At 66.3% G+C, this 19889-nt stretch carries 12 protein-coding genes, 3 pseudogenes and 1 CRISPR repeat array; of the genes and pseudogenes, 5 read left to right on the forward strand and 10 right to left on the reverse strand.

Features of this window, described 5'->3' with window-relative positions; all coding sequences use genetic code 11:
• The first annotated feature begins 378 nt into the window (after positions 1–378).
• The 3 genes from QQ657_RS12715 (at position 379) to istB (ending at position 5026) form a co-directional block, all read left to right on the forward strand.
• Positions 379–2853: an ATP-binding protein gene (locus tag QQ657_RS12715; protein ID WP_284742297.1), complete on the forward strand. Its 2475-nt coding sequence runs from the start codon at positions 379–381 to the stop codon at positions 2851–2853.
• Positions 2854–2981: 128 nt separating this feature from the next.
• Positions 2982–4220, forward strand: coding sequence for an IS21 family transposase (istA, locus tag QQ657_RS12720; RefSeq protein ID WP_284742298.1), 1239 nt, complete (start codon positions 2982–2984; stop codon positions 4218–4220).
• A complete protein-coding gene (gene istB / locus QQ657_RS12725; RefSeq protein ID WP_284742299.1) occupies positions 4220–5026 on the forward strand; it encodes an IS21-like element helper ATPase IstB in 807 nt (268 codons plus the stop codon). The genes istA and istB overlap by 1 nt, the downstream gene beginning before the upstream one ends.
• 78 nt (positions 5027–5104) lie before the next feature.
• Positions 5105–5433: direct repeats of the CRISPR family, unit length 24 nt; unit sequence TCCCCGCGCACGCGGGGCTGGTCC.
• Between the two features lie 157 nt (positions 5434–5590).
• Here the strand turns inward: istB and ligD are convergent.
• The 9 genes and pseudogenes from ligD to QQ657_RS12765 all read right to left on the reverse strand — a co-directional run.
• Positions 5591–6146: pseudogene (gene ligD / locus QQ657_RS56945) on the reverse strand (non-homologous end-joining DNA ligase LigD); the annotation flags it as partial.
• Between the two features lie 169 nt (positions 6147–6315).
• Positions 6316–6876, reverse strand: coding sequence for an RloB family protein (locus QQ657_RS12735; RefSeq protein ID WP_284742301.1), 561 nt, complete (start codon positions 6874–6876; stop codon positions 6316–6318).
• A 77-nt stretch (positions 6877–6953) separates the two neighbouring features.
• Positions 6954–8246: an AAA family ATPase gene (locus QQ657_RS12740; protein WP_284742302.1), complete on the reverse strand. Its 1293-nt coding sequence runs from the start codon at positions 8244–8246 to the stop codon at positions 6954–6956.
• A gap of 331 nt (positions 8247–8577) precedes the next feature.
• A pseudogene (locus QQ657_RS12745) lies at positions 8578–8730 on the reverse strand (DNA-binding response regulator); the annotation flags it as partial.
• 116 nt (positions 8731–8846) lie between these two features.
• Complete coding sequence (locus QQ657_RS57060) at positions 8847–9098, reverse strand: DUF6218 family protein (protein WP_491047353.1); 252 nt, start codon at positions 9096–9098, stop codon at positions 8847–8849.
• A gap of 1617 nt (positions 9099–10715) precedes the next feature.
• Positions 10716–12140 (reverse strand): deoxyguanosinetriphosphate triphosphohydrolase family protein, encoded by a 1425-nt coding sequence (locus QQ657_RS12750; RefSeq protein WP_284742303.1) that lies wholly within the window; start codon positions 12138–12140, stop codon positions 10716–10718.
• Between the two features lie 783 nt (positions 12141–12923).
• The gene (locus QQ657_RS12755) at positions 12924–13235 is read right to left on the reverse strand and encodes a hypothetical protein (RefSeq protein ID WP_284742304.1); all 312 of its coding nucleotides are present in this window, start codon (positions 13233–13235) and stop codon (positions 12924–12926) included.
• A gap of 2049 nt (positions 13236–15284) precedes the next feature.
• On the reverse strand, positions 15285–16712 hold the full coding sequence (gene ltrA, locus QQ657_RS12760) for a group II intron reverse transcriptase/maturase (protein WP_284742305.1): 1428 nt from the start codon (positions 16710–16712) through the stop codon (positions 15285–15287).
• A gap of 606 nt (positions 16713–17318) precedes the next feature.
• Positions 17319–17648: pseudogene (locus QQ657_RS12765) on the reverse strand (transposase); the annotation flags it as partial.
• Between the two features lie 284 nt (positions 17649–17932).
• Between QQ657_RS12765 and QQ657_RS12770 the strand changes: the two are divergent.
• Together QQ657_RS12770 and QQ657_RS12775 are read left to right on the forward strand one after the other, a co-directional pair.
• Positions 17933–18526 (forward strand): hypothetical protein, encoded by a 594-nt coding sequence (locus QQ657_RS12770; protein WP_284742306.1) that lies wholly within the window; start codon positions 17933–17935, stop codon positions 18524–18526.
• Between the two features lie 171 nt (positions 18527–18697).
• On the forward strand, positions 18698–19324 hold the full coding sequence (locus tag QQ657_RS12775) for a type 1 periplasmic-binding domain-containing protein (RefSeq protein ID WP_284742307.1): 627 nt from the start codon (positions 18698–18700) through the stop codon (positions 19322–19324).
• A 311-nt stretch (positions 19325–19635) separates the two neighbouring features.
• On the opposite strand, the gene QQ657_RS12780 is transcribed toward QQ657_RS12775, so the two are convergent.
• Positions 19636–19881 (reverse strand): DUF488 domain-containing protein, encoded by a 246-nt coding sequence (locus QQ657_RS12780; protein WP_284742308.1) that lies wholly within the window; start codon positions 19879–19881, stop codon positions 19636–19638.
• Positions 19882–19889: the final 8 nt, after the last annotated feature.

Consider the following 19889-nt stretch of genomic DNA (forward strand, 5'->3'; position numbering starts at 1 on the left):
GAGTACCCAATGGCGGGATATCCGAGCGCATAAGTCCGCACCCTCCACGACCTGCACTGTGAGCCCGACGCGCTCTCCGCCCATTTGGCTTCGCGCCCCGCCGTGCTCGCGAAGCAGGGTTTGCGGGTTCTCCAGGGCGTTGATGTCGCCTGCGGCAGCAAGTGCGCCCCTCGACCGGCGCCAGCCTCTGGGCAGGCGTCGCCGCTCATTCCGTCGACGACGGTCGAGGTCATCACCCCGTCATGATCACGACGCCGACCAAGTCAACGGCTCAGTTTCAGGACCAGGCACCCCGTGCAGGGGCTACCTCTCGTGCCGGATTTTTGCGACGGTGAACAGATCCTGCGTTCTTGTGGAGCCGGGAAGAGAGGGCGGGCGATGGTGGCGGTGCGGGGGCCGGGGTCACGACATCACCTGATCGTGGTCGCGGATGTCGAAGGGTTCGGCGATCCGCGCCGGACGGGCCCGCACTTGCAGGCAGTGCGCGACGGGCTCGACGCGGTCATGCGGGCAGCGTTCGCTGCAGCCGGAGTGCAGTGGAAGGACTGCTACCGCGAAATGCGCGGAGACGTCATCGTCGCGCTCGTCTCGTCGGAGACGGACAAAGCCCAGTTCGTGGAAGTAGCGCTGCCAGTACTGGTGACGCGGCTGCGCGTGCACAACGACACCCACCCCGATGCGCAGCGGCTGCGGCTGCGGCTGCGGCTGCGGCTGCGGCTGCGGCTGCGGCTGCGGCTGCGGCTGCGGCTGCGGGTAGCGCTGCACGCCGGAGAAGTCGGATACGACACCCACGGCATCTCCTCCGCCGCGCTCATCCGAACGTTCCGGTTGTGCGACGCCCCGCCGCTGAAGGCGGCGCTGACCGAGTCGCCAGGGGTGCTGGCGGTGATCGCCTCGGACGGGCTGTTCGACGACGTCATCCGCCACACCCCCGCCGCCGCACCCGCCACCTGGCGCTCTGTCCCGGTCACGGTGAAGGAACCCGACACCACCGGCTGGATCACCCTGCCCGACCATCCCTACCAGCTCGCCCTCACACCGCTTGGCAGTAGCGGGCGAGGCGCCCGGCATCCCGACGTTAGTTCCAGGCCCGGCTCGGGTGGAGTGGTACCGCGGCAGCTGCCCGCGGCGGTGCGGGACTTCACCGGCCGTGCCGAGCACCTGGCCGCCCTCGACGCGCTGATCCCGCCCGCACCCGGCCGTGACGGAATTACTGGGCAGGTAGCTCGGTCGGTGGTGATCACCGCCGTTGACGGCGCCGGCGGCATCGGAAAAACAACCCTTGCCCCGCACTGGGCCCATCGCGCTCAAGACCGGTTCCCCGACGGCACCCTGCACATCAACCTGCGCGGCTACGGCCCCGGTACCCCTGCCATCGCCAGTGAGGCCCTCAACGGGTTCCTGCGCGCACTCGGCGTCGCCCCGCGTGCGATCCCCGCAGACCTGGACGAGCAGGCAGCGCTGCTGCGGTCGCTGCTGGCAGGAAAACGGCTACTGATGGTGCTGGACAACGCTTACAGCGCTGAGCAAATCCGGCCGCTGCTGCCCGGCACACCCGGTTGCATGGTGCTGGTGACCAGCCGTGACAGCCTCACCGGCCTGGTCGTCACCGACGCTGCTCGCCGCCTGACCCTTGATCTGCTCTCCCCACGCGAAGCCCTCGACCTGGTTACCGGCATCCTCGGCGCCGACTGTGTCGCCGCCGAGCCGGACGCGGCCGACGAGCTGATCCGCCTGTGCGCCCGGCTGCCGCTGGCGCTGCGGATCGCGGCCGGCCGCGCCGCGGCCCTCCCACACCAGGCCGTCGCCGATGTCGTCGCCGGTCTCGCCGACGACCGCACCCGCCTGGCGGTCCTCAGCGAGACCGGGGACGAGCGGACCGCCGTTCGCGCCGTGTTCGACTGGTCATACCAGCGGCTCCCGCCCGCGCAAGCGCGCCTGTTCCGGCGCCTCGGCCTGCAGCCCGGACCCGACCTGTCCCTGCCTGCCGCCGCCGCACTCGCCGAACTATCGCCCGCCGACACCCGCCCGCTGCTGTCCGCACTCACCGCCGCGCACTTGATCGAATATGTCGGTGGTGGCCGGTACCGGTTCCATGACCTGCTTCGCACCTACGCCGCCGACCAAGCCCATCGCCACGACACCCCCGACGACCGCCACCGCGCCCTCGAATCCTTGCTTACCTGGTACACCCACACCGTCCGCACCGCCGACCACCACCTCTATTCCACGGCCGTGCAGTTGCCGGCGGTGGTGGCCGAACCCGACTATCCGCATCCTCTCGCTGGTCCGGAAGAGGCGTGGAGCTGGCTCACCACCGAACGCACCAATATCCTCGCCGCGCTCCAGCACGCCGCCGACCACCAACTCGACCACCATGTCCTTCCCCTCGCCGACGCCGGCAACTTTCTCCTCTCAGCGGGCAGCCCCCACGAGTGGATCGAAACTCTCAGTCTGGGGATCACCGCTGCCCGCGGAACCGGCAACTTCACCTTGAAAGCACACCTCCTGATCAGCCGTGGGGAGGCAGGCACTCTGTTGGGCAGGTGGGAACAGGTCCAAGCCGATCTTGACTGCGCGGAAACCCTGGCCCAGCGACTCGACAACACCACCATCCAGCGCGACAGCCTCTACGCCCGTGGCCTGCTTTTCCTCCGGCGGGGGCGGTTCGAGGAGGCGCTGCGGTGGTTGGACCTAGTGCTGCCGTTGTGCCAAGGGAGCGGCACCCGTGGATGGGAGGCGAGGGTGGAAGGCGAACTCAGTACGTCGAGAAGATCACCATGGACAGCTAGTCGTCCCCGCCCATGCGGGGCTGGTCCCAAGCCGGGCGACGAGTTCCAGCTGGGCATGTAGTCGTCCCCGCGCACGTGGGGCTGGTCCGAAGATCGCGATCACCAGCGAGAACGCGGCCTCGTGTCGGCGACGCGTGAAAACTGACCCCCTGGCGACGGGTGAAAACGGACCCCCGTCGACAGTAGGGAGTGCTCAACGTGGAGGATTGGGCGGAGATCCGCCGTCTTCACCGGGCTGAGGGCATGCCGATCAAGGCCATCGTCCGTCAGCTCGGGATCAGCCGTAACACCGTTCGCCGGGCCCTGGCTGCCGATGCCCCACCGCAGTACCAGCGGCCGGCCAAGGGGTCGATCGTGGACGAGGTCGAACCACAGATCCGGCAGCTGCTGGCGCTGTGGCCGACGATGCCTGCCACCGTGATCGCTGAGCGGATCGGCTGGACCAGGTCGCTGACCGTGCTCAAAGAGCGCGTGCGAGAGCTGCGGCCGCTGTTTGCCCCGCCGGATCCGGCCAGCCGGACCGACTACCTGCCCGGCGAGCTCGCGCAGTGCGACCTGTGGTTCCCGCCGGTCGATATCCCGCTCGGGTTCGGGCAGGTCGGGCGACCGCCGGTGCTGGTGATGGTGTCCGGGTACTCGCGGATGACGGCCGCGACGATGATCCCCTCACGCCAGTCACCGGACCTGCTGGCCGGGCACTGGGCGGTGATCAGCGCACTCGGCCGGGTGCCCAAGAGCTTGGTGTGGGACAACGAGTCCGCGGTCGGCCAGTGGCGCGGCGGCAAACCGCAGTTGACCGAAGCGATGAACGCCTTCCGCGGGACCCTCGGTATCAAGGTCATCCAGTGCCGTCCCGCCGACCCCGAGGCCAAGGGACTGGTCGAGCGGGCCAACGGCTATCTGGAGACCTCGTTCCTGCCCGGCCGCAGTTTTGTTTCGCCGGCCGACTTCAACATCCAGCTCGCCGGCTGGCTGGTGCGGGCCAACCAGCGCCAGCACCTCCGGTTGGGCTGCCGGCCGATCGACCGGTGGGAGGCTGACCGGGCCGCGATGCTGGTGCTGCCGCCGGTGGCCCCGGTCGTCGGCTGGCAGGCCACGACCCGGCTCCCGCGGGATCACTACGTCCGGCTGGACTCCAACGACTACTCGGTCCACCCGAGTGTGGTCGGTCGCCGGGTCGGGGTTGTCGCAGGCCTGGAGCAGGTGGTGGTGACCTGCGACGGTCGCGTCGTCGCCCAGCACCAGCGCTGCTGGGCCGAGCACCAGAGCATCACCGACCCCGCTCACGCCGCCGCGGCCGCCGAGCTGCGTCAGGCGCGTCGGCTGGCCGCGGTTGCGCCGGCCGACACGGCGGTGGAGCACCGCAGCCTGACCGACTACGACCAGCTGTTCGGTCTGGCCGACGACGAGAACGAGGAGATCGCCTGATGGCCGCCAAAGCCAGTAACGCCAACGGAAACGGCCGCAACGTGTCCAGCGAGATCGCCTATCTCACCCGGGCGCTCAAGGCACCGTCGCTGGCTGGAGCGGTCGAACGGCTGGGCGAGCGGGCCCGCGCCGAAGGCTGGTCGCATGAAGAGTTCCTGGCCGCGTGTCTGCAGCGCGAGGTCGCCGCCCGAGAGTCCCACGGCGGTGAGGGACGAGTGCGGGCGGCCCGGTTCCCTGCACGCAAGTCGTTGGAGGAGTTCGACTTCGACCACCAGCGCTCACTCAAGCGAGACGCGATCACCCACCTTGGGACACTGGATTTCATTGCAGGCAAGGAGAATGTGGTCTTCCTCGGCCCTCCCGGCACCGGCAAGACGCACCTGTCGATCGGATTGGGCATCCGGGCGTGTCAGGCTGGGCATCGCGTCGCGTTCGCTACTGCCGCCGAGTGGGTCGCTCGGCTTGCCGATGCCCATCACGCCGGCCGGTTGCAGCAGGAATTGGTCAAACTCGGCCGGATCCCGTTGATCATCGTGGATGAGGTCGGCTACATCCCGTTCGAGGCCGAGGCCGCCAACCTGTTCTTCCAGCTGGTGTCTTCCCGCTACGAACGGGCGAGTTTGATCGTGACCTCGAACAAGCCGTTCGGCCGATGGGGTGAAGTCTTCGGTGATGACGTCGTTGCCGCGGCAATGATCGACCGGCTCGTTCATCACGCCGACGTGATCTCGATGAAGGGAGACAGCTACCGCCTGAAGGACCGAGACCTGGGCCGCGTCCCCGCGGCCGGCAAGACCAACGAATAGAGATCAACAACCGACGCGGGGGTCCGGGTTCGGCCGTCGCCACGGGGTCAAAATTCGAACGCCGTTGACACCTCGTCGTCCCTGCGCACGCGGGGCTGGTCCGTTCTCCTGAGTCCAGCAGTCGGTGGTGAAGCCATCGTCCCCGCGCACGCGGGGCTGGTCCCGGCCAAGGCGCCAACGGCAAGGGCACGCTGCGGTCGTCCCCGCGTACGCGGGGCTGGTCCCTGCTCGGGCTCATCCCCGAACGTCTTGTGGTGGTCGTGCCCGCACACGCGGGGCTGGTCCCGGCCCGGCCTACGACACCCCGGACCTAGAACCGTCATCCCCGCGCACGCGGGGCTGGTCCGCCCTCGATCGCGCCGCCGAGGCCCTTCGTCTTGTCGTCCCCGCGCACGCGGGGCTGGTCCCCTGTCCGACCGGCAGTCGACTACCGAAGCTGGGTCGTCCCCGCGTACGTAGGCCTGGGCCCCCGACCTACGTAGCGCGCGGTCCGCGAGTGGCCGAGTTGTCCCTGCAGGACATTCACCGCTTCGCGCACCACGGTCCGGCTCACCGAGCAGGCCTCGCCATGTTCGCCGCCCACACCAACGCCGGCAGCTCCTCCCGCAGCACGTAGTGGATGGTGCCTTCGCCGCGGCCGGAGCGGGAGCCGGAGCTGGGGAGCGCGACGGTGGTTAGCCAGTCCGGGGCGCCGTTAGGGACGTTCTTCTCGAAGAACTGTTGCTTGCCGGCACCGACGCCGTCGGGGAACCGGATGAACTTGACCGGGCGGCCGGTGAGATGTGGCAGCAGCACCTCAGCGACGCGAGAGTAATAGTGGACGACCTCGCCTTTGGTGAACACCGACGGATACAGCTGCTTTGTCGAGGTTGGACAAGGTGAGACGCAGGTTTCCGGCCTGCACGGTGACCTTCGGCCCCAGCGGTGCCGACGCGGCCGCAGTAGGGTCTGGTTCGTTCGGACGTGGTGCCGACCGCCGGCCAGATGCTGGGGCAGCTTCGGCGTCGACGCGTTCGCAGGCGCGCGGGGCGAGGACGTCGGCGGGTTTGCGGTCCTCGCGCAGGCCGCGCCAGGCGGTGTGGCGCAGCCGGCCGGCGCCGCGGGTGAACTGCCGGAACACGCCCCAAGAGTGAGCTCCAGCGCGGCCGCGTCCTGACGCTCGAGATCCATCACCGCGAAACCCGCGCTGACCTCCCTGCTCCACGGGAATGGAGGCGGGATTCCCGCCTCCGGCGCAGGCGGGAATCCCGCGAACGAGCCGTTACGTCGCCCGTCAGCGTCCTGGCAGGTTACGGCGCAGTATCGCCTTCGCCTTCTCCCTCTGCCGCTAAGAGAAAGTGATGCATGCCGGACGAAGGATTGTCATGAGGGAACCACGTGCCATTGTCGTCATGGCGTTTTTCCAGCAGCTTGGCTCGTTTCGAGGCCTCTTTCCGCAGTGGCATGTAGGTTGCTGCGTCGATGCTCTTGCCTGGCCGGCCATCGAGTTTGCGGCTGGCACTCTCCACCTCGTCGGTGTTGGCGAATTTGCTGAACTGCTGATGATGAAGAATCAGCCACACCTCAAAGCAGGGGTTGGAGATCGCCAGCCGCACGCTGGCCTTCTTGGCCAGCGCGAGCGCCTGTTCGAGATTGGGGTGGTTTTTCGGCCACTCGACGTCGAAGATGCACCAGCACTCGTCGATCTCGTCATCGACAATCTTGTCTGCTGCCAGCCGAACCAACGTCAGCGGGACGCCGTGATCGGGGTGAATCTCGATGTTCATCGCCACGTTCTCGGCGATATGCGGCAGCTTCTTCAGGCCGTTGATGTAGTCCGGTTCGGAGTTCTTCCCCTCAGTGAACACCACGATGGTCCTGCGCTCCGGCCGATGCCCCGCAGACCTCCTGAGCGACTTAGCCTGTGTGCGACGGGACGGACGTGGACTCATCCGATCAAGCCCAACGATCGGAGCAACTCTGCTTGATCGACGTCCGGCAGGGCTCCGAACCGCCCGTGAAGATAGGCCCGCTCGAGGTTTTGTGACTGCCGAACCCGCTCACCGGCGAAATCAGCCAAGGCCCCGAGGCGAGTCGAACCGTCAGGGGTCTTTTCCGTTAGCCACACCTCGTCGCGGTTGAGATGATTGAGAAGGCTCGTGTCGTGAGAGGTGAATATCAGCTGGGCGCCCAGCGGGTTAGTCGCCGGATCATGGAATAACTGGATCAGCTGGGCCGACAACGTTGGATGCAGACTCGCATCAAGCTCGTCAAAGAGCAGAAGTGACCCATTCGACAGTGCGGTGAGAACTGGCCCGATAAGCTGGAACCACGTTCGCGTGCCTTCGGATTCTGCGGCGAATTCCAGGGCGGCATGTTTACCAGCCGCGCGGTGGATCATCTTGACACGGGACTGAACGATACGACCATCCGGAGACTCGTCCTGAGGGGTGATGACGACGTCGTCAATGCCGAGATCTGCGAGTCGCAAAAGTGCGAGCGCACGCTCCCGGTCGTCGACACCGAGTCCTGGTGGGACGTATTCCCGCTCATCGAACAGGGACGGTTGATCGCGTTCTTCGAACCAGCGCATGGTCGCCCGGGTTCCCGAGTGCGGTGCCCCGGCGAAGTAGACACCGCCTCGTGGGCGCACTCGTCGCGGGACATGACCGAGGACCTGCGTACGGAGAAGATCACGTGCGAACCTCGACACAGTGGGTTCGTCGAAGCGACGCGCGATCGACAACGCCAGGGCACGCTCGGTGAGTAGCTCTCGTGTTCCGGAGAGGTTGCCGAGACCGCGCTGGAGCTTGAGTTCCTGCCCCTCCCGTTCGAAGATCCGGCGCCGCTTCTTTTCCGGATAGTGGAAGAGCGCTTCGTAGACGACGCGCTCACTGGTCACCTCGAGCACATACTCGAACCTGACGCCGTCGATCGTGGATTCGACCACGAACTCACTGGGCGCATCCGGATTGCCGTCGAAGGCGAACGGTTCGATCGCAATCTCATCGTCCCAGATGCGGAGGGAGTGCTGGACAGCCTCCCGCAGCCAATGGAACGCGGCGATGAGGTTTGACTTCCCGGAGGCATTCGGACCGTACACGGCTGCGACAGCGAGCAGGCTCTCGCCCAGCATCGGGACCACACGAGTCGCCTCACGCTCCCGGTCGATCGCGACCATGGACAACTCCACGGCAGCGGCGATCGACCGGAAGTTCGCCGCTTCGAAGCGGATCAGCATGAGAGCATGCTACTGCGCAGACGCACGTTTGCACTGCAGGTTGCCACACCTATTCGTATGACTTCGACGATATGACCCCTTAGCCGTCGCTCTGCACGTGGGCAACCTGGTCGGCCCCTCTTGGCCACACTCCTCGGGTAGCCGGTCGGCCGTGACCGACCACACGATGACTCGGCCGCCAGCGCGCATAAGCTCGAGCGGACAGGCGTGCACCGCCTCATGGCGCCCGGGCGGAGCCCTCGGGGCTCAGGCCGAAGCGTGGCGATCTGCCCGGACATCCCGATCGTCGCCTGCGACGGCGGCGGGAGCCGGTGCGCGCCGTGCATGTCACTCAGGCTCCATTGCCGCGCCTGGCTCCGGCATCTCCCGGTCGCCATTCGCTCGTCTTCTCGCGGATCCGGTCGAGATAACCCCGCACGGTCTCGACGCCGATGCCGAAGATCAGCGCGATGTCGACGTCCCGCTCCCCCGCCGCCACCAGCCGCGGCCTGCTTGGAGGTCTATGTATGTAGGTTAAGCAGATGAGGAAGACGAGAGCGCTCGCCGCTGTGGCTGTTGCGTTCCTGGAAGACCCACACGGGAAGAACTACGGGTACGGTCTCAGCCAGACGTCCGGACAGCCGGTCGACCAACACTGGCCCATCGAGGCGCCCGATCCAGGTTCTGGCGAACTTTCGCGCGCTCGGTTTCGGCGCACGCGTCGATCAGCCACCGCAGCACCCGTGCGAGCATCAAGGCGGCCTCGGAGACGACCGGAGTTCCCGGCGCCGGCGCGATCCGCGCCAGCTCCTGAAGGTGCTTGACCGTGCGGTCCTGACCGGGCTCGTCCAGAAGTCCCGCTGGGCCCCGCAGCGAATCTCACTCACGTGATTCGCCTCCGCCGTGGGCATTGGTCGCCGCCTTAGCTGGTCCGGGTCAGATCACCTAAGGGACGAAGCGAATGTAAAACACTGTTTCGAGTGCTGACGTTGCAGGTCAGCAAGTAACATCCCCGCGCAGGCGGAGCTGATCCGTCGTCGACCACCATGAGCGTCGGCTTGCCGTGATCGTCCCCGCGCAGGCGGAGCTGATCCGTCGTCGACCACCATGAGCGTCGGCTTGCCGTGATCGTCCCCGCGCAGGCGGGGCTGATCCCGCCGCGGCCAGGCACAACATCAGGGGATGTCCATCATCCCCGCACACGCGGGGCTGATCCGTCGACCGCGGACAGGTTGCCCAGCGCCACCGAGTCGTGCCCGCGCAGGCGGGGCTGGTCCCGAGTCCACGGGCCTCGAAGCCGGTTGGGCCTCGTCGTCCCCCATGCAGGCGGGGCTGGTCCGGTCACCGGCGAGCCATGCGGCCAGCCCTACGTGTCATCCCCGGGCAGGCAGGGCTGGTCCCTGGCCGGCGACAACCTGCACGGCCGTGGTCTGATGTCCCCCGCGCAGGCGGGGGCTGACAACAAGTCGAACACGCGAAGGAAGAGGCGGCAGTTGTCGTCCCCGTCTAGGCGGCGCTGGTCCCACCACCTCACGGACCGCCTCAGGGTTCACCCCGTGTTCCTCGCCAGGCGAGGCCGGTCCCGCCATATACTTTCTTCCGATCCGGTGAGCCCGTCGTCCCCGCGCGAGACTGGTTCGCTTCTTCCCGTTGGCCGCTATGCCGGCGTAGTCGCCCCGTGCAGGCGGGGCTGCTCCCCCATGCGGGTTGTGACCGAGCTTGCCGTCCGAGCGTCCCCGCGCAGGCGGGGCTGGTTCCGGGCCGTCCTGCTTGAACGCCACGGTGACGGGGGTCGTCCCCGCGCAAGCGGGGCTGGTCCGGTGCGGACCTCGGACAGGTCCCTCGGAATTGCGGTCGTCCCCGCGCAGGCGGGCTAACCCGCAGGATGACTACATCGCGCTACACGAGATCGTGTCGTCCCGCGCGGGCGTGGGGCTGGTCCGCGCTGGCCGGCATCGCTGGTCGGCTCCGGGTTGTGTTCCCCGCGCAGGCGGGGCTGGTCCCGGTTTCCCGGCCGGCCTGTACTTCCTGGTCGAGTCGTCCCCGCGCAAGCGAGGCTTGACCGAACGCGTCGAGCGCGTCGACCTTCTTCGCCAGGTCGTCCCTGCGCAGGCAGGGCTGGTCCCGCGGTCGCGTAGCTTCTTCCGATCCCCCGACTTGTCGTCCCCGCGGAGGCGGGGCTGGTCCGACGGGGCCCTCTCCCGACGGGCCACCATGGACGGCCACTTCGGGCGGTCGTCCCCGCACGCGGGGTTGGTCCCAGCAAATTCCCGACGTCGAGACGCTTGCCCGGGTCGTCCCCGCGCAGCGGGGCTAGGACAAGATTGAGACCACAGCCCAGGGCGCTAGCCGCGTGGCATTCGCCGACACCACACCCGAGACAACGGTCGTCAGGTTGCGCGAAGGAACCATCCTCATCGTGGCCGATGCCCTCAGGTGGGCTCAGGCATGAGCGAGCGCCATGGCCGCAGCCGCTGGTACCCGCCATCCTCACAGGTGACCGGCTACCTCCCGGCCGCGGAGAACCGCGTGCAACGTGTACGCCTCGGCGTCACTGAGCCCAGAAAGGTAGTCGACCACCCCGCGCAGGATCTGCTGTTGACGGGTGTAGCCGGAGTGCCACCCGTTGCCTTCGTCTTTCTCACGTTGCTCCAAGCCAAGGCGGATTGCACGCCGCAGGCCAAACGGCAGCCGACGCAACCGGTGTTCATCGATGTCGGTACCGGTCGTGCCGTCGTAGGCGTCAGCGGCAGACTTATCAAAGGCCTCGAAAAGATCGCGGAGGACTCGCTGCTGACCAGCCTGTATATTGGCGAGCCTTGGCTCGTCAATGATGTGATACCAGATCATTTGCTTCAAAATAGAGTTGATCTGCTCCTGCACCTTCTCGCGGACTAAGTCCTGAGACTCATCGACCGTCACGGCCTCGATGAACTGCGAGAGAAGGCGAGAGCGCAAGTTGTCAATAGCAATCATGTCGCTGGTCGTCGAGTCAAATCGCGCTTTCGGGAACAAATCGAGCAGCTGATCAAAGGCGTCCAGGACCTCCCGCTCTAGTTCACCGAGCGCAGATGGATCCTGAATATAGTTGAGAAATTTTTCAAGCCGCTCACTGTTCTGGCGATAGTCATCAATCGGAATCAGCCCAACGCGAAAGAAATCTTCAATATCGTGGACGGCATAAGAAATGTCGTCCGCCCAATCCATTACCTGAGCTTCGAGTGACGGGTCACTATTGTCGCCGCCCATCACCCACCGCAGGGCGCGGATGTCGCAGTCGTACGCACCCCACTTGCCGCGCTTCCGCTTCTCCGCTCCACGCGTCCATGGGTACTTGCTACACGCAGCCAAAGTGGCGCGAGTCAGGTCCAAGCCGATCGGTCCTTCAGGATCATCACTCAGACTACGATGCACCGCCAATGCAGTCAGGATGCGAAACGATTGTGCGTTTCCCTCGAAGCTATCTTCCAGCTTGCACCTTGGGCAGGGCTGGTCTTTTCGCTGCACATACGTGCGCGGAGTCTTCCGATGATCGCTACAGGTGAGAAGGTTCTGCAACTCCTGCTCGCCGGCATGCCCGAAAGGAGGATGCCCCAAGTCGTGCGCCAAACAGGCAGCCCCGACCACGTAGGGGTCAAGCTCACCCTTCAAGTCCTCATAGCGATACAACAGCCGAGAAACGAGGGAGGTGCCTACTTGCTCGACCTTCAGGGAGTGAACAAGCCGGTTGTGCAACGACATGTCCGGCGCACCGAGAGCCACTTGCGTAACGCCACCCAGTCTACGAAAGCTCTCGGCGTACAAGATCCTGTCCCTGTCGCGTTGCGCTGCGCGACGGTTCGAGGTGTCAGTTACGTTACGGCCTGATCGTCGAGCTTCCCGGGCTTCGATCGTCCACTCCCTCGTTGTGAACAAAACTTGATCTATCTCCGAACAATATGGAATAAGCTATCGAACGCTACGTTACCTTCATCAACCTGACGATGCAGATGAGCCACGGCGCGCTCGCGCGTATACCCGCGGGCGATCATGGATGAGACGAAGCTTGAGATTCGGGTAGATCCTTCGCCCGATTGATCAATGAGATCTTCCAGGACCTGCCGCTCGACATCGCCCGCTCTCGCCGTTGCTGATCCCATCGTAGCGTCGCCACCTTCCATGCCGGGTATGCCTACTGAACTTCCCTCAATCTCTGCGCTTTCCTCAGGAGTTGAAGCTGGTGGATATCCTTCCATTTACCTGAAGTATACAGCCGATTACCTAAAGTGACAAGATCGCTGTGCCTGGGCGATCTTCCACTACTCCAGCTTCGCCGCACCTCCCAATACGTCGTCCCGGCGACGCCTAAGACGCCACTGCCGAGGCGAGTGTTACGCGCAAGAGCTTGCGGCTTCGTCCTCCCGTAAGCGAAAACCTACTGCTAACAGTATGGTAACGAATGTGTACCACTTCAGCATAACCCGTATCTCGAGATCCACAACATGTACCTCAAGGGTTCGTGCCCCCGCTCGTGGAGCGTCCAAACCGGTCTGTCTAACCCCTGACGCTGCATGTAGCTCGGTGGGTAACCACTCGGCCGAGGTTCTGGCCAACGGGGGTATCCAGTTCGCAGGTAGGCCGACGACCGCAACCTGAAGGGGTTGACCGTGTCGCTTACAGCGGACCCAACCCGACCACGCCAGATGGTTTGGCTGGTGCTCATGCCGGTTCGCGGTAACGGCGATCACCTCGAAGGAAGTGAGGTCCCTCGCTGCGCTGCCTGGCCCGGTACTTGCCGTCGTCGATGGCGCACCAGCGCTTGACCTCATCGTGCTCGCTAACCTCCAAGCCGTCGTCAATGACGATCACGCAGTCCTGCTCGTCTCCACTCAGCGGCTCGAGGGCCAAAACGACGAGACCGCGTCGGATGTACGCGCCAAGGAACTGATCTATCAGTACTTCATCAGCCACCTTGTCGAGGTCGAGCCGCTGGTCATCGCACTCGACGACCGAGTCGGCCCCGGTATGCACCGCGAGTCTGTGGATCGTCGACTGCGGGCCGCGAGCGCGAGCTCGCGCGACCCTGGTCGTTCATGTTCGTCGCCTCCGGCGGCGAGCGACGGAATCGAAGGGGCGAAGTAGATGTAGAACACTGTTTCAATGCTAACGTTGCAGGTCAGCAAGTATTTCGTCCCCGCGCAGCGAGGCTGGTCCCGGCATGTAGACGTCGGCTGCTACGGCCACGGTGTCGTCCCCGTGGGGCGGGGCTGGTCCGCTGTGCCAGATCCGGTCGGTCTGCTCTGGGTGGTCGTCCACGCACAGCGGGGCTGGTCCCGTATGCAGATACACGGTCGGGTCGGAGACCGCGTCGTCCCCGCACAGGCGGGGTTGGTCCGATGTTCTTCGAAGAGGGGGGCACGCGCGCCTAGTCGTCTCCGCACACGCGGGGCTGGTCCCGGTTCTCAGCCGGCAAGGTTAACCGCGAAGATGTCGTCCCTGCGCAGGCGGGGCTGGTCCCTGGAACAGGGCGACGTCGAGCCCGCCGTAGCCGTCGTCTCCGCAAAGGCGGGCCCGGTCCCCCCATAACGGTGAGCGTGTTCACCGCGTCCTGGTCGTCCCCGCACAGGCGGGGCTGGCCCCGAGGCGTTCAACCGGATGGCCGACTTCTACCAGTTGTCCCCGCGCAGGCGGGGCTGGTCCAGAGCAAGACGTTCACCCCTTGGCCGACCTGTAGTCATCCCCGCCTACGCGGGCGGGTCCGCCAGCCATGATGGCCTGCCCGGTGGGCTGCAGGTTGTCCCCGTACGCGGAGCTGGTCCCTCGCTGACCACGCCGAACCCGGCGACCAGGAAGTTGCCTCCGCGCACGCGGGCAATTCCCGTCACCTTGGACCTGTTGCCGAACGGCATGGCGTCGTACTCACGCTTGCGGGCTGGATCCTTTCGACGTGCCGCGTTCCGCACGCGAGTCGCGTAGTCCCCGTGCATGGCTGGTTCCAGCCAGGTCCGCCGGGCGAGACCTTAGGTCGGTGCCCCCGCGCACGCGGAGCTACTCCGGACCTGACCACGATCTCGTCGAGGTCTTCTTGATTCGTCTCCGTGTACGCGAGGGCTGGTCCGGTCGCCCGCGGACAAGGCGCTACCTGTCCTGCTGGCGTCCCGCGCATGCGGGGTAGTCCCGGCACCGTGTGGCTGAGACACCCCGGCGTATGTCGTCTCCGCGCACGCAGGGCTGGTCCCCACTGTGACTCGAACCTTGCACCACGGCTGTGGTTGTCGCCACGCACGTGGGGCTGGTCCGTCGGTAGCGTAGGTCGCCGACGGCAGCCGGTCGTCGTCCCTGCGCACGCGGGGCTGGTCCGCTGCCGCGCGCTGCCCAGACGGCTGCATTCGCGTCGTCCCCGCCACGCGGGGCTGGTCCCAGCTGCGCCCACAGCAGGTTCACCGCGTCCTGGTCGTCGCGCGCACGGGGGGCTGGTCCCCACCCGCAGACCCGGCCGTCGCACCTGCGCGGGTCGTCCCCGCGCAAGCGGGGCTGGTCCATACCAGCGGCTCGGGCGCGGCCGGGTCTGCTAGTCGTCCCCGCGCACGCGGGGCTGGTCCGCCCTCGCGGACCTTCATCCGGTCCTTCAGGCGGTCGTCCCCGCGCACGTGGGGCTGCTCCTCCGGTTTGGTTGTAGGTGTAGAGGTTGGTGATGTCGTCCCCGCGCACGCGGGGCTGATCCCTGGGACGACGAGAACCTGCAGGCGCTGTGCTGGTCGTCCCCGCGCACGTCGAACGCTAAGAGACATCCCAGGAGCGTAGATGTCAAGCAGCGATGTTCTCGGCGTGATGCGACCAGGCAGTCTGCTCGTCGTAAAGCGCGCCGGTTTTGAGGCAGCCGTGGAGAATGCCGACGAGTCGGTTGGCGAGCTGGCGCAGCGCGGCGTTGTGGCCGGCTCCGCGGGTTTTGTTGGGTCGGCCCGAGGCGCGGTGTCAGCCTTTCGACTGGTCCGTTTCCTCGGGCCGCCCGCCGAACCCGGCGTGCCCATTACTGAGCACCGGGCTCTCCACAAGTCCCGGCAGGGTGGCCAGTGGCCCTCAGCTCGTGGCGGTCCACGGTGTCGGGATCTTCGTTCCGCGGTAGCGGTAGCGGATGATCCGCATCCTCCCGGGATCGAAGAGATACGACCGACCGTCGGTCGGCCACCACTCGCCGCCGCAAAAGCGGCGTCGAAGTTCCTTCCAGGTGATCTTCCGGTGTTTGCGCCTGATCCAGCCCATCACCCGTTCCCAGGCGTACTTGGACAGGTATTGGAACGTCGAGGCGGACACCCCGGCCCGGAAGTAGGTGGCCCAACCCCGCAGCACCGGGTTCAGCCGGCGCAGCAGGACTGCCAAGGGTTCGTTGTTGTTCTGCCGGCAGATCATCTTAACCTTGGCCACGACGGCCTCGAGAGCCTTCTTGGCCGGGTAGGTGTAGATGTGCTGCCGGTTAGTGCCTCGCTTGCGGTGACGCTGGATGCGCCAGCCGAGAAAATCGAGGCCCTCGTCGACATGGGTGATCATCGTCTTGGCCTCCGACAGGCGCAGACCCATCGGCGCCAAGACCGCCGCCACCACGTCGCGCGCCTGCTCGGTGTGCTCGCGGTCGCCGGACACCATGACCAGGAAGTCATCCGCATACCGGATCAGCCGGTAGTTGGCCTGGCCCCGTTGCCGTCGTTTGCGGCGCTCCCACTCGCGGGTGGCTGGACCGCCCTCGATCTGGGCGAAGTGTTCGTCCAGGACCGACAGGGCGATGTTGGCCAGCAGCGGGGAGAGGATGCCTCCCTGCGGAGTGCCGGTCTCGGTGTTCCTGAACTGCCGGTCCCGATTGAGGATACCCGCTTTCAGGAACGCCTTCACCAGGCCCAGCACGCGTTTGTCCCCGACACGATGTCGCACCCGGTCCATCAGGGCCGTGTGGTCGATCATGTCGAAGCATGCCTCGATATCGCCCTCGACCACCCAATCATAGGAGTGTTTGGCCAGAAACCACGTCTCGGCGATCGCGTCCTGCGCCCGGCGTCCGGGACGGAACCCGTAGGAACACGGGTGGAAATCCGCCTCGAAGATCGGTTCCAGCACCAGTTTCAGGGCCGCTTGGACCACCCGGTCGGCCGTGGTCGGGATGCCCAGGCGACGCATCTTGCCGTTCGCCTTGGGGATCATCCGTTCTCGGACCGGGACCGGGCGGAAGCTGCGCTGTTTGAGCTGGCAACGCAGCTGGTCGAGGAATTCCTCGACCTCGGTCACGGCTTCGATGTAGCGGGCGGTCTTGCCGTCCACTCCGGCCGTGCGCGACCCCTTGTTGCTCCGCACCCGATCCCATGCCACCAAAAGGAAAGCGTGGTCGGTGACGAGGTTGAACACATCATCGAACCGGCGATGAGGATCGTCGGCTGCCCATTGGTGCAGTTTGGTCTGGATCTCCAGTACCCGGCGCTCGGCCCAATACAGGACCGATTCCGGATCTCGGGTATTCACCCGTGGCCTCCCGGCATTCCAGCATCCTCCTTGCCGACTTGCTGGTCTCCTTCGCCATGTACGCGCCTCTCGCGCGCTCGGACTACTACGAGACCTCCGTCCCGCCCCACGCCCATCGATCGGCAACGGACCTGCCCGCTGCCGGGCTGGCTGCCCGGCAGTGAGGGCGGGCGGGGGCGGTTCCCACGTTCGCTCGATGTTCGATCGGCCAGGCAGGCACCCAGCTCTACCCCGGCAGCATCGCCACGCCTACGCCGCAGACATTCGGCGTGGCCTCCGCACCGGTCGACAAACGCGGTGTCGGAGTCGGTCCCCTCGCAAAACAGGGACCGCGCACTGCATCCCGGCCCACATCCGCCAGGTTGGAGCCGGTACTACGCTTACGGGGCGTCATCCACTGGTTCGCTTGCGCTGTACCCTCTGGCCTCGCTAGCCGGACCCGCACCATCTGGCAGTACTGGCGCGTCCCGACGTTGTCGGAGCTGCTTCCCACCCTCCCCGGCGTTCCCCGGATCAGGCTGCTCCCAGCTTCACCCCGGCCGCTGCGACGGCCGGGCGGCGAAGGTCTCTCACCTCCACTCGAACATCAAGCGCCTCGTGGCGCACTTTGCGGTCGTAGTAGGCCCTGCTGGTCGGGTCGTGCAGGGCCGCGAACGCAGCGAGGAAGAACGCCCGTTTCAGCTTCCGGTTGCCGGTCCGAGCCGGATGCTCGCCTCTGATCGACGATCCGGAGCTGCGGGTGACCGGGGCGATGCCGGCGTAGGCGGCCAGGTGCCCGGAGCTGGCGAAGTTCGAGGCGTCACCCTCGAGCAAGATCCTTGCGGCGGTCCTGACGCCGATGCCGGGCATCGAGGTCAGGACCCCGGCAAGAGGGTGCGCATCAAGTATCCCCTCAACCTGCTCAGCGACGGCTTTGCGTTGCTGCAGCTGCGGCTTGACAACCACATAGGGACACGTTACCTCGCACTCGCCGTCGAACCCGTTTCCCGGCCCGAGAGGGAAGGCGGTCACCGCCACGCGACCAGCGGGCGCACGTTGTCGGACACCGAGGCGCGCCTCATGGCGAAGTCGCCGATTCCCACTAACCCGCTCCGCTCGAACCTCAAGCCTCTGCTCAACGACTGGCCGCCTGCGTCACTCCTTCACTTGCTCGATTTCGAGAGAGTGAGTCACGCAAACTGGAACAGCTCGCTCGTCAACACCGGTGAACAGGGGGACTCATGACCTGGTGGGCAGCAGTGCTGGGCTTCGCCGGCGCTCTCGCTGGCAGCTGGGGCGGCCAGCTCATCGCCTCACGACGCGAAGACCGCCGCTGGCAACGTGAGCGCGAACGGGAAGACCTTCGCCACGATCGCGAAATGGAAAAGCTGCGGCTACAGCATGATCGCGACGTCAACCTTGCCTGGCGCGCCGAACGACACGCTGCCTACACGCGGCTGTTCACCGTGATGCTCGCCTTGGAACCCAAGTTTCACGCACCGATCGAGAATCCAGCCGTAGTTGACGACCCTGCCCAACAGAAGGATTTCCAGCGGATCCACCACGAACTCCACGACGTCTACACGCTGGTCATGATCGGGAGCAGCACCGCGGTCGACGCAGCGGGAAGGCAGCTGATCGGTGCCTGCAAGGATCTCGCCATCTGGTATGCACCCGAGCTTCGACCCCCGGACGGCGAGAAGCCAGACTACGAAGGCTTCGTCCGAGCGTTCAACGCTGCCTTCGAAGGCTTGATCGACTCCTGCCGCCACGAGCTCGGACTTGGTCCTCAAGCGCGATCACAGTTTGGCGACCACGCCGAATCCGCAAACTAGATCCGGACGGCAGGCCCGAAATCGTCCGGACCTACATTGAGAGCCGCAGGTCAGAAGCTTCACACTCGCAAGCTTCAGGCGGACAGGGCACCTGAGGTCACAGCGGTGTGCCTGGAGCTAGGATCCTGGCCAGGCACACGCGAGATCGTCGATTCCCAACTGCGAGGCGTCATGTCGGCTACAGATCTAGGCCCGAGCACGACACCTCTGCCGTCAGGCGACGACGTCGAGGTCGGTATTCCGGCCATCCTCGATGTGGTCGGGCTGACCACCTCGCTGATCGACCGCGGCGCCGTCCTGAGCGCCGAGGAGTTCACGGTCGCCCTGTTCCGGGTGTCGGGCGACGAGGGCCCGGTCCTGCTCGATGCCCTGCACCAGCATCGCCTGGTCACCGATCTCGACGTGGGCCAGGTCGTCGGGCTCGTGTGGTCAGGGGCCGAGTATCCGGACCGCATCCTCAGCCGTGACCAGTGGCGGGGCCTATTTGCTGCGGCCGGCTACACCGAGGACGGTCACCGCGTCCCGCGTCCCACCGCGCCACAGCAGCTGTACCGCGGGTCGGTGGCCGACCGGCGCGATGACTGGTCCTGGACCGACTCACGCGACGTCGCCCGCACCTACGCCGCAGGCGGCTTCGGCGGCCGGCTGCCCGGCGCGATCTGGACCGCACTGGTCGCCCCGGACCGGTTGCTGGCCCGCAATCGCGACCGCGACGAATTCGAGTACGTCGTCGACACCACCGGCCTCACGATCGAGCCGGTCCCGGGCTGTGCAGCCTTCGCCAACGCACCGAGCTGACGACGCGGTGCTTGTCTCCGAGCCTGATCGGCGCTCGCTCCACGGCAGGCCTACCGCGCGGCCGAGGCCGAATCCGAGCAGCGCGGGCCGACCGTCCGTGAGGTCGGCGGTGCCGCCCGAAGTACACACCGCTTGCCGACCGGCACCGTACCGCGACAGGAACACGAATGAGTTCGCCGGCGGCCTCGGTCACGCCCATCTTCGATCGATTGGTCACCGAACTCGCGCTGGGATGGCCGGTCGCGGACGAAAGTAGGTCCCGGCCCCATGCGGAGGCGGAGACCCCGATGTCGGAGCCGCACGTGGGGCCGTCACGCCCCAATGCGAGTCGTGACGAGGTCGGCCAAGATGGTCGCCTGGCTGACCTCGATGTGCCTGATCGCGGTGAGCAGGGTGACCGTCTGGTGGCGCGCGAGTTCGCACAGGCTGTTGAGGGCTGAGGCGCGCACAGGTGCATGGAGTTCGAGCTGGTACCGGCGGGCGAACTCGACGAAGCGGGCCGGATCGCAGCCGAACCAGGTGGACAGTTCGGCCGACGGGGCGATCTGCTTGCACACTCGCCCAG

Origin of the sequence: Amycolatopsis ponsaeliensis (assembly GCF_030182635.1) — a bacterium.
Classification (GTDB): domain Bacteria; phylum Actinomycetota; class Actinomycetes; order Mycobacteriales; family Pseudonocardiaceae; genus Amycolatopsis; species Amycolatopsis ponsaeliensis.

Bases quoted from the DNA above. Each gene is read 5' to 3' on its own strand.
- istB (WP_284742299.1), top strand. From the start codon at position 4,220: ATGGCCGCCAAAGCCAGTAACGCCAACGGAAACGGCCGCAACGTGTCC.
- QQ657_RS12770 (WP_284742306.1), top strand. From the start codon at position 17,933: ATGACCTGGTGGGCAGCAGTGCTGGGCTTCGCCGGCGCTCTCGCTGGC.
- QQ657_RS12740 (WP_284742302.1), bottom strand. From the start codon at position 8,246: ATGCTGATCCGCTTCGAAGCGGCGAACTTCCGGTCGATCGCCGCTGCC.
- QQ657_RS12715 (WP_284742297.1), top strand. From the start codon at position 379: ATGGTGGCGGTGCGGGGGCCGGGGTCACGACATCACCTGATCGTGGTC.
- QQ657_RS12775 (WP_284742307.1), top strand. From the start codon at position 18,698: ATGTCGGCTACAGATCTAGGCCCGAGCACGACACCTCTGCCGTCAGGC.